Raw genomic sequence first — 18121 nt, forward strand, 5'->3', positions numbered from 1 at the left:
GCTGATCATTACTAACTCACCTTACGTAAAAACTCCTTAAATCCCCCTTTGAACGGGGTCAATGATGTTATTAAGTTAAGGATTTTGTTTTGTCTGGCCTCATCCTAATTGGACTTGCAATAAAAAACTGGACAAATAGTTAAGCGCATTTTGAATAATTGATTTTCCAATATTGTTCCGGAGTTTTATACCCCAGATATGCATGTTTTCTTTTGCGATTGTACCAAATTTCGATGAACTCGAACAACTCTGTTTTTGCTTGCAGAATGCTGTTGAAGTTCGTGTGTTTGACCAATTCAGACTTTAGGGTTTTAAAGAAGTTTTCCGCCACTGCATTATCCCAACAATTGCCCTTCCGGCTCATGCTTTGTATCACTTGATAATGCTTAAGCTTACCTGTGAATGCAGATGAGGCATATTGGATTCCACGATCCGAATGAAAAACTAATTGATGAGGGACAAAAGATCTATTCAGAACTGCCATTTTCCAGGCAGCCAATACCGAATCCTTGGCGGTCATAGTAGTACTTAATGCCCATCCGATTATTTTCCGATCATATAAATCCATAATAATGGTTAAATACATCCATCCTTGACGAGTTGGGATGTAGGTGATATCCGAAACCCATTTCCGGCCAGGTGCTTCTGCTACAAAATCCCGGTCAAGTAAGTTTTCGGCCACTGGCAAGTTGTGCCTGGAATCGGTGGTAAGTATTTTAAACTTCTTGTTGACAATGCTTTTAAGCCCTTCTGAGCGCATGATCCTGGCTACCCTGGGGCGAGAGACTTTCCATCCTCTATCCCTAAGCTCGTCAGTTATTTTGGGGCTGCCGTAACGACCTTTGCTCTGTTGGTAAACCATCTGTACTTCTTCAGTGATCTGTTGATTTTCAAGCTGTCTGCTGGAAGGCTTTCTATTCAACCAATCATAATAACCACTTCTGCTTACATTGAAGACTTTACACATCTTCTCGACACCAAACCTGTGGCGGTGATCCTTCATGAACCGGAATATTTGTTGTCGTTCCTGGAGAAGATGCCTACTGCCTTTTTTAAGATATCCCTTTCCAGTTGGGCCTCTTTCAATTCTTTCTTGAGCTTGGCTATTTCCTTCTGTTCAGCTGTCATGTTTGCATTTCCATGGCCTGAAAAGCTACCACTCTGGTACTGTTCATGTTCACGCTTCCACCGTCTGACAAGCTCCGGTCTGACTCCAAGTTCTTCAGCAACCTCCTTTGTGGATTTATCCCCATAACACAGGTTCACTGCCATTAATTTAAACTCCTTATCGAAGTTTCTTCTTTCTCTTTTCATTATCAGTAAATTTAGCTACCCGAGCTTAACTTACTGTCCGGTCAAATGTAGCAGGTTCAAAATCCTTCTCCCAAAAGAAGAAGGACTTAGAGGTCTTAACTTAATAACATTGGAAGAGGGTAAAAGGGGGGGCGCCCGGCCAGGGATGTTTAGAATTAAATACGCATATTTTTGCGTTGAAAATCAACTTAACAAAGTAGGGAGTCAAAAATCAGGCTTCAAACAGGGGGAGGGATATAATGAATGTAGTGCCTTTGTTCAGTTCACTACTCACTTCTATATTTCCCTTGTTCTTTCGAACGAATTCATAAACCAGCTGCAAACCGAGACCGAGACCAGATTCACCGATCGTTCCATGGGTGGTGACTGACTCATCAAACTGGAAAAGCTTATCAACTTTCTCTGGCGTCATACCCACACCATTATCAGATACTTTTATTCGACAAAAGCCGTCAACCTTATTGGCTGAGCCAATCACTTCCACCTGTCCTCCGGTATTTGTAAATTTGATTGCATTGTGCACCAGGTTTCTGAGAATGGTAGAGATCGTATTCCTGTCGCCGTATAAGTACAAATTATCCTCTATCTCATACTTCAAGTCAATATTCTTGGCTATGGCGTTATCATTGTACATTTCCATTACCCTGGCTGTAAGCTCACCCAGGTCAAGTTTCTCGGGCACATAGGGAAACTGGCCTCTTTGATTCATAGCCCAGTTAAGCAGATTATCGAGCAGCATGACCAATCGCTGCACACTCGCCCCCATTTGATCTACAATGTTGATGATTTGTTTAGGGTTACCATCTTTCAGATACATCTGACAAACAGTAATTAGACCGGATAATGTATGCACCGGCCCTCTTAAGTCATGTGAAACGATAGAAAAAAATTTGTCTTTAGCATGATTTAGAACCTCCAGATCTTCATTTTGCTTCTCAAGCTGTATACTAAGCCGCTTTTTGGATTTAAAGGATATATAAACCATAAAGATGAGAATGATAAACGCAACCAATAACAATGCTCCGGTGATGATGACAATTTCTGTGTTTTTCCGTTGTTCCAGCAAAAGGTTAACCTCTTTTTGCTTAAGGCCTACTTCGTATTCCGTTCTGAGGTCCGCAAGGTATTGAGTGGTTTCCAGGTTTTGGATGCTGTCTTTATAAGCATAGTATTGCGTCTGATAATGGATCGCATCCTGTAGATTGTTCTTTTTCAACGAAAGTCGATACAAAATCTGAGAGGCATCCCTTACTTGTTCTTTCAGTCCGGCATTCTTCGCCAGATCCAATCCTCTTAAAGTATAGGTAAAGGCCTCCTGGTCTTGTTTTTCTTCCAGGTAAATTTTTCCCAGGTGATTGTAGTAATCAGCCATCCCATAGTCATCACCGATCGGTTGCAGCAATCCTATGGCCTCAAACAAACCTTTTTTAGCCATTTCGTAATCTCCCTGTTTCCAGTAGATCAATGATCGGTTGCCGATAATATAGGCCATACCAATCTTCATGTCCATGTTTTTTAAGATGGCCTCAGATTCATTATAGTATGACATGGCAGAATCGTAATTACCTATGAGATAGTAATCGTATCCCAGGTTTAATAAACTTAAAGCCAGACGTTGCCTTCTATTGGTCTTACGGAGGATATTGATGGCTTTGGAGCCGTAGTACAATGCATTTTCTGAGTCTCCATTCTGGGTGTAGCACGTTGATATTTCGCTGTAGATGTCCTCGGCGAGTATATTTCGAAACTGCTCTTTGCCCTCAGCTTCCTCAGCGCTTTTGAATAAATATTCCAGTGCGCGACTGAGATTGCCCATAAACCGGTGTGCGATACCGATCTTACAATTGGCTTTTATCCGATATTCGAGACTATTGGCCTTTTCAGCCAACTCCAGTAGCTTCTCACCATATTCGAGTTTTTCGTAAGCTCCACTGGCATAAGTAGAAGCCCAGTAGTATGCATTAAGCTCCTGGCTAGGGGACAATATTCCCTGGTCAATTACTTTCTTGATACTATCAGCCTTAATCTGGTTTTGAGCCCATGCGTTAATGCTGGTTATAAAGAAAAAGAAAAGGAAGAATTTTATGCTTTTCATTTAAAACCATCAATTAGCACCATTCCTTTCTTCCGCATTTACCACCTGGATTTTAGGGTCCAAACGGATACTAACACCAGCGCTCTCTCTGGTTTGGTAAACAATGTCATATTTTAAGAAATCACGTTCAGGATCAAAGTCTATAGGAACCTGCACTACCCAGGAATGGTAGTTTCGAATTTCGAGCGGCAATTGATCCAAAAACTCCGCAGATTCATTGTCAAAGTCGATGCTGTCAAGGGAGGTTATACCTGCTCCTGCAAACCAAAAAATGTATTCTCCGGGTTGTGCTGAGGCTGTAATAGTGGTCTCAACAACGCTTTGATACCCTTTAATTGTATCTGTATTGGTATTATAAACCAACTGTTTATTGACAAATTTTAGAACAGTAATGGATTTTTCTATAAGATCAATGTCATCAATATTGTCTGCATTTCTTGAGGTAGAACCATTTGCATATTGAAGCTCAATGACTGATTTTAGATAGTCATCGGCCATCTGAGTAGCTATTTCCATGTCCTGATCTACTTCATCAACTATAGCCGATGGAATGTCATTGTCTTTACACGACAAAAACGGAATGGTTAAAAATAACACGACTAGCTGGACTTTCCGGAATTTAAGGATGGTGGTCATAGACTTTTAAGCGGTTTGTAATATTGGGGTATTGGCAGTTGCATCAAGAAATAAATTTCGTTCAAAATACTATCAAATGATACACATTAATGCATCTCTTAGATTAATCGATGTTTTTGAGTCATGAACTCCTGCTTTTGTTCCACCAATGGACTATTACTATTAAGTCATTGCTCGAATGATACGTATTGTTATATAACCTGACTGCCGTCAGGGAGGTGGCCTGCGTTATCACTACGCGTGCCGGATAATATAGCTCTGTCTACGCTAAGCTTCGGCAGACAGGTTTGGGTTGAGTGGGTCACTTTCGCCGAGTCTTCAGTGACTAAGAGGTAAATTTCTGAACGTGCTAAGCTGAAGGTATACATCCAGTCCCACGTCATTGAGCGCCTGTCGCAGCGTCTTGATCTGCTGGACAAAGGGGCGATCAACTACCTGATCTGGCAACATATCAGTCAGTTTGAAGTTTATAAGGGGTATTTCCTGCTGCCGGTGAAGCTGTTTGACGTGAAAGTGGGCTACCTCATGGCAAAAGTGGTAGATGATAAACTGCTGTTCCGGACCTTTTTTTTCATTACGCATCGGTTTACGCCGGAAGGGGATAAGCTGGCCCGTATATCTGGGCTTGGCAAGCATGATATTACGTACTGGCGCATCGACCGGCTGAGCAGTTTTGTAAACCAGGAAGAAGGGAACGGTCAGAAGCTTTTTGACCTCTTCCACCAGACTGGTATAGTGGATTTTGAGAAGCTGAAGGAGCAGGATTTTGATACGGAGAAAGTGCAATCGGTAAACCTGGATGGCTTGCTGGAATACATCAACAGAGGCAGGCAGGGTGACAACAAACACGAGTTTTAAGTTTTAATTGACTGCTGAATCTAAACGCTAATCCCACATCGCATAAATTTTTCACATTTTTTTATGGAATTATTAGTATCATGTCATCTCAAAGGAAAAATACAACCTTATGAGATATTTAGCCGCCTTTATTTTTACCTTTTTTAGTTTATGGGTTTCCGCCCAGGAACGCACCCTATCCGGCCGATTGACGGATCGCAACGGTGACCCACTCCCGGGCATTACGATTACGATTAAAAACACTTCAAGGGGAACGGTCACAGATATTGATGGCTATTATTCCATCAATGCACCCATTGGATCCACACTGGTTTTTAGCGGGGTGGGGTTTTCAACGCGAGAGGTGAAGGTAGGCGAGACCAGGTTGAATAGGTCAAATGACCAGTCAAAAGAGGCTCCATTTTTTCCTGTCAATCTACTAGGCGATACCACCAATGGGCAATCGGGTGTGGGCCGTTTTACCCATAGTGCAAAAAAATATAAATCATTTTCATCAGTACAAATTCCGAAAATTATCAGGATTGCTGAACGCGGAAATCACTTTTTGATCAAATCAATAAGTGACCCCTACGTTAGAAAGGGAATTGGGATACAGTACACGCAGGTGATAGGCTTTTCACATCTCACTCAGACCCCTCAGCTACAATCTGTCTATGCTCAGGGCCGATCAGTTAACGGGTCACTGGCGTGGCAAGGCCCCGATAATCAGGAACTTTTTTCCTGGGGACCGAACATTCGAAACCTGGAATTTGATGGCAGTACTTATGCATATGACCAGGGAGGAAGGCTGGTGCCTAAGGGTACCGGAAACGGAATCCCGGCTTCCAACTATGGTTCTCCGGATTTCTTCAAACATGGATTTATGCACCAGCACCATTTGATGTACAATCAGTTCCTACTCAATGGCATGAACATCAATAGTAGGCTGAATTACAGGGGCAATTCGGGTATCATAACCGGATCTAATGAGAAGCAGCTGAGCGTTCACCTGGACCTGGAAGATATACCTGTGAGTGCACACAGCGAAATGGATGTTCGAGCCATGTATGATCATTCAGACGGAACATTACTTCCGCATGGAGCGAATATAGCCAGAACAATCGGGGACCTCTGGAGCGCTCCAATCACCTTTGATCCCTCTAATGGATTCCAGCGAAAGGAGGCATTTGATAACCCAGGCAGTTATCAACTCAATACTGCCGGGGTGAGATCTTTTGCTCCGGGTGGTGCCAATAACCCCTATGGACTGGCGGCGACCAGCCCGGATATAGATCAACTTAACCACTATTTTACAGGTGTTGATTATCAATGGCGGTTGTCTGACGATAACTATCGAAATCAATGGAAAATCGATGCTAAAGGAAGCTACCAGTTACAGGACTATATGTCACGATTTGGCGTTCCAGCAGGATATGCCGGTTTTCCTCAGGGTATTTTTAGTGAAAGAACCGAGCAAAGGCATCAGGGTGATTTTAAGCTGACTCCCAATTTTAAGCATAGGAGTAGTGGTGGCTATTGGCAGTACGAAGTATACATGGACTATGCGTTCTCTGCTACCAATCAGTCCCTTTATAGACAAAATGGATTTGGCTTTTCCGACAATTCCAAACCTGAAATGCAAGAAGCCGCAACTACGAATGACCTTAGGTACCAACGAGCGAGATATTCACACCTGCTTACCAACACCCATAAAATTGTTTATGATCACGACTATCGCATCCACCTGGGACATGCTTACTACTTTTCCAATACCATTGATTATAGTGATTTTACCAATTTTCTTCCTTTCATCGGGATGCGGGCGGACTTACATCCATACCCGTTTACTCTTTCTCCTAAATTAAGTTTTTCCCGATCCGCCCGGGAGGCGTCACTGCTATACAATGACTGGGCCTATAGGTCAACCAGGCTAGCTTCAGGAGATTTTCGCCAGGTGTTTGAGTCCTCTGAATTAACATTTCACCCGGGCCTTCGACCGGAAATTACCGATAAGTTTGAGTTTGACCTGGATGTAGGCTTTGAGTACTTCTATGGTTTTAATTTAACCTTCAACTCTAGTTATGAAACCATACACGATTACATCCTTCCTGTCTATAACATTGATCATTATGAACTCGATAATGTAGGAGAGTTAGCCAATACGAATTATAAGGTTTCTGCTGATTATTTCTTTGGGTATTGGAATGGTCCTCAGGTAGAAATAGGACTTTACTGGATGCGAAGTGTCCCGGAGGTGATTTCTACCACCAGTAGCCGAGAGGTAATTTCGCTTGCAGGATTTACCAACGCCTATAGCGCGTTTGCCGAAGGTCAACCTTTAGGAAGTGTTTATGGAACGTACTATGAACGCGATGAACAGGGCAACCTGGTCATCGGAGATGAGGGTTTTCCCATTTCCAGTGGAGAGACCAAACCGCTTGCCAATCCAAATCCTGATTGGATGATGGGCTTTGACGGGGCTTTGGCCTGGAAAGGGTGGCGGCTGAATATACTGATGGAAGCGTCTTATGGAGGAGAAATCTGGAATGGCACTGCAGCCTATCTTGATTACGTGGGGCGCTCCTCAAAAACAGGTTCAGGTCGCAACATTCGTGATTACATCTTTGAAGGGGTGAATATGAATGGAGTGGAAAATGCTCAGCCCGTGAATTTCTATGACGCCACGCTACCGATAGCCGCTAATCGCTGGGTCCGATACGGGCGGGGAGGGGTGACTGAAGAATACATTGAAGATGCTTCCTCTTTGCGGCTGAGTGAAGTCACTCTTGGCTACTCCATACCACTCCTGAACCAATCAACTTTCAAGGAAATTTCACTGACCCTCATTGGGAGCAACTTCTTTCAGATCACTCCATATTCTGGTGTTGATCCCGAAACCCGGCTATTTGGGTATTCATTAGGCAGAGGTTTGGATATGTTCAATATGCCTTCCGTCAGAAGTTACGAATTCAAAATCATTGTCAAGCTATGAGGAAGATGCTCAGATTAATCCTATTCATACTATTAGGACCGCTTTCACTGGTATCTTATGGCCAATCAGAAGAGCTGGAAGGTGTCCGGGAAAAGATTTACGTTCAGCTTGATAAGCCATTTTATAGACAAGGGGATATCATCCGGTTTAGTCTTACCGTTCTGGATGCCAGTACTCATTTGCCCACCAAGACCAGTGACGTGGTCTATGCAGAATTAATTGATCCGCGAGGATCTGTACTTAAGAAACTCACACTGCCAGTAGAAAAAGGAACAGCTAAAGGTGATTTTGATTTGCCTGCAGCAGGAGGTGTTTATACTTTAAAAACCTACACTTCCTGGTCCAGAAATTTTCAGGATATTCAACCCTTGCTGAGAGAGATACCTGTTCAGAATGTGCTAACTACTCGTTTACTGCTTACTCCGGATTTTGAAAAGGAGAACTATGGGCCAGGAGATACGGCCGTGTTTACCCTGGAGGTCCGGGACCTTAAAGGTTTATCAGCGACCAATGCAAAAGTGGATTACAAGATTCAGCGTGAGGGATCGCAGCTTGATAGCGGCCAGGTTTCCACTGATGCAGAGGGTAAAGTCAGGATTCGGTATCCACTTGATAAAACGCTGGAATCCAGCGATGTGTTGATTACGGCGATCGTTAGCTATCAGGGTATTACCGAATCCATCTCCCGGTTTATTCCCATTATTTTAAACAAGATAACCCTCAGCTTTTATCCTGAAGGTGGTCATGCTATAGTTGGCGAACCCATTTTCATGGCTTTTGAAGGGACAAATGAATTCGGAAAGGGTGCAGATATCAAGGGCCATGTGATAGACGATGAAGGTGAGCTGGTAACCGATTTTGAAAGCTTACATGATGGTATGGGTGTGTTTTGGATGAATTTCGAACCAAACAGATCTTACAAAGCACGAATTACTTCACCCGATATCGATCAGTATTTTGAGTTACCTGTTCCTTCAGAAGTACCCACGCTTTCACTTAGCAGGCAGGATGAAGACATATTAACATTTGAGGTACTGGGGAAAGGTGAGGGCTTTAGTTTAAAAGGGTATAGTCGGGGCGAGGAAGTGTTTGCTCAGGAGAATGATAATTTGAAGGAAATAGAAGTGGCAAAAGCATCACTTCCCATCGGGATCACTCGCTTTGTGCTTTATGATGAGCACGATCACCCGATTTCGGAGCGAATGGTATTTGTCAATATGGATCAGGCCATGCGCATCACTTTATCTACCAACAAAGACCAATATTTACCAGGCGAGCCTGTGGAACTTCAGGTCAAAACGGAAGATGCCAACGGGCAACCGATACAATCCAAGCTTGGGGTCGCTGTGGTAGACGATCAGTTAATCTCCTTTGCCGATGACAGAAGTGATCATATCCTGTCTTACTTCTACCTGTCTGGTGAATTAGAAGCGGAAATCAATGAACCCGGGTATTATTTCGCTCCGGAAAATGCCGACAGGTTTGAGGCTCTTGACCTTCTGATGCTAACCAAAGGATGGGCAAACTACTCCTGGAAGCAGTTAGACACAAATCCGATTATTTATCCACCGGAACAGATCCGGCTGGTTACCGGTCAGTTGCTGGACAAAACAGGTAAGCCCGTAGAGGGGCATGTTTATGCACTCGAAAAGACCGGAAAGCAACGAATGATCAAGGTTAAAACTACTACTAACGGACAGTTTATCGTTCGTGATTTTGATCCTGCTGCAGAGCTTTTCCTTTTCACAAAAAAGCCAAATCAACTTAAGCTTGATGATGCGAGAGCCAAAACTCCTGTAGTGAGCAACCAGTATTACCGGGACTATGGTTACGAGGTTATCCCGGAGGAAATCTACATTGAGGATGTTGAGGTACTCGATAATGAACGCGATCCGGATGTTGAATCAGAGGTAGATGCTTTTGAAGGCTCGTTTGACGTTTCCATGGAGGAAGATGTCAGTTCGCTGGAAGAAGTGGTCGTTGTGGGGTATGGTGCACAGCAGGTCAGGGGATTGACTGGCTCCGTGGTCCAGGTCCATACTAACACTAACAACATCTCCGATTTTAGTTCGTTCCATGCGGTGATGGGTAAGGCCGCCGGAGTGTATGTTACTACAGCAGGAAACGATCCGGGAATTGCCTCATCCATTTCTTTTGGCGAGGCCAGATCCATGGCTTACGGTAATGGAGCTCCTTTGATCGTTGTGGACGGGTTTGCCATGAGCCCCTCAGTTGGTAAGAATTTCCTGTTGACCGACCGGTTTACACCTGATCAGGTAGAAAGAATCACTTATATGGATTCGCCTGAGGCAAGGTTACAATATGGGGGAAAAGCGGTCAATGGGGTATTATTTATTACCAGCAAATCCTCTGTTTCTCCGCTGTATCAATATCAGCAGGTAACTCGCCAGGGGAAGTATAATGGGGTCGTCATAACCAGTCGTGAATTTTCCCTGGTGCGCAACACCTATTCATTGCCTGAGCGGAAAGGTCATTCGAAATCCAAACGGCAGTATATAGAGGAGTTGGTCTACTGGAACCCTGAGGTCATTACCAATGAAGATGGTATAGCCGACCTTACTTTTTTTACCAATGATCAAACGTCCAATTTCCGAATCACCGCCGAAGGTTTTTCTCCTAACGGAAAGCTCGGCAGGTCTGAAGAGACTTATACATCACTGAAACCGATCAGCATTGATTTGAAGTTGCCCTTTCAAATGGGCCTGGAAGATCGGGCTGTTGCTAACGTGATTTTAACAAACGAGACTGATCAGGAAGTTGACGGTGAGTTGTTGGTAACATCAGACGCTTTTGATATCCGGTTGGAAAATCACATGGTACTTTCCCCTGCTGAAAAGCTGACAGTGCCTGTGACCATTAAACCCAAAAAATTAACCGGTAAGCATGCGATCCGCTTTACATTTTCCAGCAAACGATTTACCGATGAACTGGAACGAGAAATCACCATCAGTCCGGTGGGTTTTCCAACTACATTGTCACACTCCGGCAGCAACCCAAATGGTACGTTTAGTTTCGATTTTTCCAATGTCGAAGCAGGCACCATTCAAACCAAACTGGTGCTCTACCCCAATGTGATAAGCGATTTAGAGTCTGCTGCAGAATCATTATTTCGCGAGCCTCACGGCTGCTTTGAACAGGTATCATCTACTCTGTATCCCAGCATCCTCGCTTTGAGGTATCTCAAGTCAACCGGCTCTGGTGATCCCTCAGTCAAATCCAGGGCTTTGGGTTATATAGCTTCCGGATATAAAAAACTCAAAGCTTATGAAATCCAGGGAGGTGGTTTTGAATGGTTCGGTCATAAGCCTGCACATGAAGCGCTAACCGCATTTGGCTTATTGGAATTCCATCAAATGAAAAACGTGTACGATGGAGTTAACGAAAAGCTGATTCAGCGTTCCGTGGAGTGGCTACTATCTCGAAGAGATGGAAAGGGTGGTTTTGATCAATATAAAGGGAAATATGGGTTTTCCGCCGCTTCAAAAGAAGTGAACAATGCCTATATCACTTATGCCCTTTCTGAAATCGGCATTTCCGAAATCGGGAAGGAGTATGACAAGGCTTTGTCAGAAGTGCTTCAAAGCAAAGACCTGTACCGCATGGCCCTCTTAGCCAGTGCAGCTTATAATCTGGGCGACCTGGAAAGCTACGCGACATTGCAAGCGTACTTTGAGCAACAATTAGCGACTAAGTCAATTGATTCGTTAAGAGCCGACCATTCGGTGGTTCGAAGTTATGGCTATAATTTGAACATCGAAGTAGCGGCGTTATGGGCGTTAGCATATTTAAAGGAAGAGAAAACGGATATTTCCATCGTGGCTAATCTGATTGAATATTTGCTGTCCAGGCGTCATGGTGCTCGCTTCGGGACGACACAGGCGACAGCATTGGCTTTACAGGCAATCACTGAATATAACCTGCTTTCGGCTCAGCAAGCATTTCCGGGCACCATGGAAGTGTGGATAAACGGACAATTGACAAGTGAATTGGAATACAAATCCGGAATGAAGGATCCTTTGATTTGCCCTGATTTCTCTTCCGATCTGCGGTCAAATGGAGGTAACCAAATTACGCTTAAATTTCCCTATAGCGATGCGAGTTTGCCCTACTATATGGCTGTCGAATGGCGCGATAAAACACCCAAAGCATCAACAGATGATCCTGTTAAGTTGAGACAAAAACTCAGCACTTCTAAAATCAAAGTAAACGAGACCGTCCGGCTCACTACTTCCGTGATCAACACTCAGGGTGAGGGAGTACCTATGACCATTGCGAGGCTGGGGATACCCGGAGGTTTGAGCTTGCAGACATGGCAGCTGAGGGAGTATCTGGATGATGGATTATTTGATTTCTATGAAATTATGGAAGGGGATTTGGTCGTTTATTTCAAAGAACTGGGACCTGGTCAGAAGATTGAAATCCCATTAGACCTCAAAGCAGAAATTCCGGGCAACTACCTGGGAAGAGCCAGTTCTGCTTACCTGTATTACCAGGATGATCAAAAATACTGGCTGAAGGGAGTCGAGGTGGAAGTAATTGGAACAGAGCACTAAGAATCAAAGTGTTTTAGGTCTGGAATAGATTTTCTGTTTCATATTTCAGGTTTAACTGCGTTATCCTTCCTGGAAAGCAGCAAGGGCGGACGAGCCAATGCCACACAGGCACGGGTACAGGCGCTAAACTCCATCTATGACCGGCTACTAAAGCTGGACAGGGCTACGGACATTGTGTTTGAAGATGACCCGGTACGGGCGGCTTTTTACAACCTGCCACAGCCGGAACCCAAAGCAGAAGATGTAGAAGAGGAGATGGAAGAGATGGATCAGGCAGCATAACCAGTGGTACAGATACAGAACAATTAAAAAAACCTTCTGAAGGATTCGTTCTCTGTCGTCAGATCAATATTGAGAAAAACTATTATGCTTTTATTTCTAAATTTGATCTTGAAGGAGGCTTAAGGGATGATTTTTGGATTCCTAGCAGAGTTTGGAATGAACCGAATCAGCTGTTTACAGATTCTGCTGAAAAATCCACAAATTGCAATCATGAGCAATTCACCAGACTTAAGTACATTGTTTGTTACAATAGCTACTGTTGCTAGTGCAATAATATTGTTCTTGACTTTTAGATTACAAAGAATCCATTTCAGAAAATCTTTGAGTCCAATTATTCATGTTGGATACTGAGATTTTGAAAACAAGCTTGTAGTAAATATTAAAAACGTGGGATCAGGTACTGCTTTGATAACCACCATAGAAGTTTATGAAGATGGAGGGGCTTCCGAAAATACATTTATGATTGGCTCCCTAAGAAATTGCCCAAACATATGATTTATTCATATTATTCTTCCCTTTATAAAGATTTTGCAGTGATGGCAGGAGATACACATGTACTAGTTGAGATCAAGCTAAACTTAGATGAAAACAAGGAACAGCAGATTAATATTCGCGAGAAAATAAGGAAGAAACTTTGTACTCTTATTTTAAAATAGTAGCGTCCGAGAAAAGATTTTGGTTTCGAAGAAAATCCGTCAAAATTTACCCCTAAGCCGGGCGCCCCTAAATCCCCTAAAGGGGACTTTCGATCACCCCTTTAGGGGCAGGGGGTAGTTTTAGGAAATCGAAAAAATCTTTTCTCATTTCGTTTAAACGTACTTTTTTTGAACATTTAAAATTTAGTCGGACACCAGTAATTTTAAAAGTAAAATATAATGATGTATATGGGAAAAAGATGAAAACCAAGTATCATAAGCTAGACTATTTTAGCAGGAGCGATAATGTTAATTCCTTCGATATTGAGTTTGTCGGCTAATTCTTTTCCTTTATTATGTTAAGTAGAATCTCAATTGAACCAAAAGAATACATCATTCTGTGAGCATTTGCATTTACACTTCTTGTAATCTGCTTGACGGCAATCTTCAGTATTAATGCTAGTGTTGCCAGCAAAGTGTATCAACGGGCAAATCCCATACCCTCGGTGCTTTAAAAATCAAGGTAATTCCAGCGATTGGCAAATTCATATCTTCAGTGCCTATTTGATTTACTGATAAAAAACATTCACATTTGTCGGAACTTTTTTTAAATATCTACCATTTTTTTATGTCCCGTTCTTACAAGTCCTTGTTATTTCTGTTTTCAGCCATTCTGTTTTTGATTTCACACTGTTACAAACTAAATGCCCAATGGACTGAAGGCAGTGTCGGAGTTGGAGGTATTAAGGGTGTTTCATTTACTCATGCGGATACAGGATATGTAGCCGGAGGTGCGGGGATGATCTATAAAACAAACGATGGGGGAATAACCTGGGATTCGATCGGAAATCCCGATTTTGGTCAAATAAACAATATACATTTCCCAACAACAGATACAGGTTATGCGGTAGGTGCATCCGGCACGATCTATTATACCTATGATCAGGGACAAACATGGATGCAGCAGACGCCATTTTCCGGGAGTCTGTATGGTGTTGATTTTACAAGCCCTGAGATAGGTTATGCAGTAGGGATTGCTGAAAATACAGATCAGAATGCCACTATCCTCAAAACAACAGATGCCGGAGCCAGCTGGATTGAAGGAACCTTTGATGCAAAAACAACGCTGTTTGCCGTTGATTTTGTAAATGAGAATGTGGGATATGCTGCTGGATCAAATTTCAATGAGAATAAGGGTGTAGTATTAAAGACTACAGATGCCGGGGCCAGCTGGACTTCTTTGGAAATACCATCTTCCGATACCAAAATTCAATTTAGGGGCATTCATTTTATCAATGAATCAACGGGTTTTGTAGTAGGTGAAAACATTTCTGCATCATTCTCCATTCAATCAGGTGTAGTATTTAGAACAGATGATGGCGGTGGTACCTGGTCATCACAATTAGTGACGTCACAGTCATTGTCATCGGATGCCATGTTGCTGGATGTACAGTTTCTCAACCGGACGGTTGGTTTTGCTTCAGGTCTTAACTATGGGCCGACAGGATGTGGCACAAGTCTGATATTAAAGTCAACGGATGGAGGTGATTCCTGGAGTGAGGTAGCTCTTGATAGTGAAATTTACGGGAACGTCGCTCTTCATTTTCCTGACCGTACTACCGGATATATCGTCGAGGGGTGTAGCGGAGAAGGAATAGTGGGTGATTTTTATAAGTTTAATTGTACCCATACATTTCGATCCTTTGCTGAGACTGCGTGTGACCGTTATATTTCTCCCAGTGATAAAGTGTGGACTGAGTCAGGAGTGTATATGGACACGATTCCTAATTCAATGTGTTGTGATTCTGTAATGACCATTGATCTTACGATACTACGGTCTACTTTTTCAGATATAGCCGCTGCTGAATGCTACAGTTACACCTCACCCTCCGGTCAGGTATGGGAGTCTACAGGAACTTATCTGGATACCCTGATCAATGCTGTAGGGTGTGACTCGGTGATCACCATTGAGCTTAAGATTAACTGGTCATCATCCGAAATTGTTGAGAGTGCCTGTGATTATTATATATCTCCAAGTGGCCTGGAATGGACCTCCAGTGGTATCTATAAGGATACCATACCCAATCATTTAGGTTGTGATTCCGTCATCACAGTGGATTTATCAATCATAAATTCAACAAAGACGGAAATTGTTGAGAGTGCCTGTAATTATTATATATCTCCAAGCGGCCTGGAATGGACCTCCAATGGCATCTATAAGGACACCATACCCAATCATTTAGGTTGTGATTCTGTCATTACAGTTGACCTAACTGTTCTCGAATCATCAGCTTCTTCAGTCACTGATACAGGCTGTCTGAACTATATATCTCCAAGTGGTAAAATGTGGACTGAAACAGGAACTTATCTGGATACCATAATGAACTCAAATGGCTGTGATTCTCTCATAACAGTCGACTTGGTGATAAATTCAATTGATACAACAGTTAGCGTTTCGGATTTCACACTTATGGCCCATGAAACCAATGTAGCTTTTCAGTGGGTTGACTGTAGTGATAACTCAGAGATTCCTGATGAAACGAATGCATCATTTGAAGCTTCGCAAAGCGGAAGTTATGCAGTAAAGATTACTAAGGGTGAATGCACTCTGCAATCCAAGTGTGTATCAGTGGTTATAATGGGAATGTTATCCAATTCTTTTGATCAGGAAATAAATGTATACCCCAATCCTACATCAGGAAAGCTGACTGTTTATTTTGATAATGAAATTGAAAAAGTTGAAGTGGAAATAAGGGATATCTCAGGTAAGCTTATTGACGCAAATCAATTTAGTCATTCTGAAAAAGTAAGTTTTGATATAAACGCACCTTCCGGAATCTACTTATTAACGGTGAAGAATGATAGGGGGCAGACAGCTGTTTTCAGACTCATAAAAGAATAAACTTCCGGGAGTTGCACTATCAGACAGGAGAGACATTGTGTTTGATTGCAAATCGTCAATCATACGATTAGGTTTTGGAATTGCCAGACTCCAACAGCCATAACTCGATTTATGGTTATATTCCATCAGTTATTTACATTACGGAATGAGAGGATCATTTTTTGCCTTACTGCTTTTACTATTATACTCCTGCTGTGACTGTGACAAGAAGCCGTCAAATACGTCGCTGATGGATTTGGGAGAAGATGAAAACATAACTTCAGATAAAGTAAAGTCTGTTGTGGAAAGGTTTGATGGTGGGAAACCCGGAACCTACTACGGTTTGGATATATCCCACTATCAGGGGGATGTTTTGGAAAAACTAAATTCAAAAGACACTTTGCACTTTGTGTTTTGCAAGGCTACTCAGGGCATAACGTATGTAGATCCCGACTTTAGAAACAATTGGAGAGCGGCCAAAGAGCAGGGGCTCATTCGAGGTGCTTATCATTTTTATATGTTTAAGGATGATCCGGTGGAGCAAGCTGATCATTTTCTTGAAAACATTCAGGGCCTGGAAAATTCAGACATTGCCCCGGTAGTGGATGTAGAGGAGGGTGGTCTTGCATCAACCGTGGATGTAAAGCAGATGCAGAAAGACCTTAAAGCATTTCTATCCAGGGTTGAATCCAAACTTAGCAGAAGGCCTATGATCTATTGTGATCCATCATTCGCCAATACCTATTTGAAAGATCCAGTATTTGGCAGCTATGAGCTTTGGTTAGCTGATTACACCAATAGTAAGCCCACCGTACCTGACACCTGGAAGGACAAAGGATATTTGATCTGGCAGAAAAGCGAACGATACTCGGATCATTCCACGGTTATGGACCTTGATATTTTTAAAGGCAGACTGAATGATTTAATCCAGGTAGAATCACTATGAACCGAAAACCCTTAACCTTTTTAATAATCTCCGGCCTGTTGGTTTTGATAGCATTGACCGGCATGCTTGAGGAAATGGCCTACAACTATATTCAGCAGGTGTCAGAGAAGAACATTGGATTTTTGGGGTTTATTACCGAACTAAAGTTCATCCTTTCAGGCATTAGCGACCTGATTCCCTTTCTGAAGGGTCATTCCGGGGCCTTGAATGAGTCTCTTGGGAAAGCAGAAAATTATCTGCTCATAACCAATGGAATCTCTCTCATGGAATTGATGCTGCTGGGAATAACTAAAAGTTGGTTGATCAAAGGGGTCATTCTTGTGTTATTCGCTTTGTCCGTTTTCGGAAAACCAGGTTCATTAAGTTTCAAGCTACTCATTCTTGCGTTGACGTTAAATCCCGGCTTACAGCTTTTTTCGGTGACCATGAGCCAGCTGTCGGCCAGCGCTTCGATCGATTACGGTCAGGCTTACTATACACAGCTTCACCAGTCGGTTGATGAGCTCAAGAAAGAAAAATCACAACTTTCTCAGCAACATGCCAGGAACCTGACAGAGATCAGCAATGGAGATAAAAAAGGTCTTGTGTTTTTCAAAAAGCTGAAGGAGGATATTTCTTATGATGTAAAAAAGGCGAAAACATCCATCAAAGGTGAATTTACTCACCTGAGAATGCTCATTCATGATGGGGGCAGGGAGCTTATCCGAAAGATTACAATCTTTTGCTCGATGGTGCTCTTTTCATTATTGCTAATGCCTCTGGGATATGCGTTGCTGGCCTATACGGTTTATAAGTCAGTGATCACCCCAAAATTTGAACAACAAATGCATGCGGTGGGGAAGGAGATAGGTAATTAGGGTTGGGTTTCCTTGTTTATTCCCATTGAATGACCTCAGGCCGGTCTGGCCCTTCATTTTTGTCCCGGCCGG

At 42.8% G+C, this 18121-nt stretch carries 10 protein-coding genes; 6 read left to right on the plus strand and 4 right to left on the minus strand.

Translation table 11 applies throughout. The features are described 5' to 3' along the window. Positions 1-139: 139 nt before the first annotated feature. From AC3E9V_RS12400 to AC3E9V_RS12415, 4 genes are all read right to left on the minus strand, one after another. Positions 140-1314 (minus strand): IS3 family transposase gene (locus tag AC3E9V_RS12400; RefSeq protein ID WP_488751913.1). Its coding sequence is split into 2 segments (ribosomal slippage): positions 140-1059 and positions 1059-1314, totalling 1176 coding nucleotides; the frame shifts between segments, so codons are not numbered across the junction. A 211-nt stretch (positions 1315-1525) separates the two neighbouring features. Next, entirely contained in the window at positions 1526-3409 is a 1884-nt protein-coding gene (locus AC3E9V_RS12405) for an ATP-binding protein (protein ID WP_488753520.1), read from the minus strand. A 9-nt stretch (positions 3410-3418) separates the two neighbouring features. Continuing rightward, on the minus strand, positions 3419-4045 hold the full coding sequence (locus AC3E9V_RS12410; protein ID WP_488753521.1) for a hypothetical protein: 627 nt from the start codon (positions 4043-4045) through the stop codon (positions 3419-3421). A gap of 318 nt (positions 4046-4363) precedes the next feature. After that, positions 4364-4495 carry a hypothetical protein gene (locus AC3E9V_RS12415; RefSeq protein ID WP_488753522.1) on the minus strand — a complete coding sequence of 44 codons (132 nt, stop codon included), beginning with the start codon at positions 4493-4495 and terminating at the stop codon, positions 4364-4366. A 75-nt stretch (positions 4496-4570) separates the two neighbouring features. Between AC3E9V_RS12415 and AC3E9V_RS12420 the strand changes: the two genes are divergently transcribed. The 6 genes from AC3E9V_RS12420 (at position 4571) to AC3E9V_RS12445 (ending at position 18049) form a co-directional block, all read left to right on the plus strand. Beyond that, complete coding sequence (locus AC3E9V_RS12420; protein ID WP_488753523.1) at positions 4571-4903, plus strand: hypothetical protein; 333 nt, start codon at positions 4571-4573, stop codon at positions 4901-4903. 109 nt (positions 4904-5012) lie between these two features. Next, positions 5013-7874: a carboxypeptidase-like regulatory domain-containing protein gene (locus tag AC3E9V_RS12425; RefSeq protein ID WP_488753524.1), complete on the plus strand. Its 2862-nt coding sequence runs from the start codon at positions 5013-5015 to the stop codon at positions 7872-7874. Positions 7875-7879: 5 nt separating this feature from the next. After that, complete coding sequence (locus tag AC3E9V_RS12430; RefSeq protein WP_488753525.1) at positions 7880-12448, plus strand: alpha-2-macroglobulin family protein; 4569 nt, start codon at positions 7880-7882, stop codon at positions 12446-12448. Positions 12449-13993: 1545 nt separating this feature from the next. Continuing rightward, the gene (locus AC3E9V_RS12435; protein ID WP_488753526.1) at positions 13994-16267 is read left to right on the plus strand and encodes a YCF48-related protein; all 2274 of its coding nucleotides are present in this window, start codon (positions 13994-13996) and stop codon (positions 16265-16267) included. A gap of 229 nt (positions 16268-16496) precedes the next feature. Continuing rightward, positions 16497-17192, plus strand: a complete 696-nt coding sequence (locus AC3E9V_RS12440; protein WP_488753527.1) for a glycoside hydrolase family 25 protein — start codon at positions 16497-16499, stop codon at positions 17190-17192. Then, positions 17189-18049: a hypothetical protein gene (locus AC3E9V_RS12445; protein ID WP_488753528.1), complete on the plus strand. Its 861-nt coding sequence runs from the start codon at positions 17189-17191 to the stop codon at positions 18047-18049. Before AC3E9V_RS12440 ends, AC3E9V_RS12445 begins: the two co-directional genes overlap by 4 nt. Positions 18050-18121 lie beyond the last annotated feature (72 nt).

This window comes from Marinoscillum sp. HNIBRBA16962, assembly GCF_057801515.1.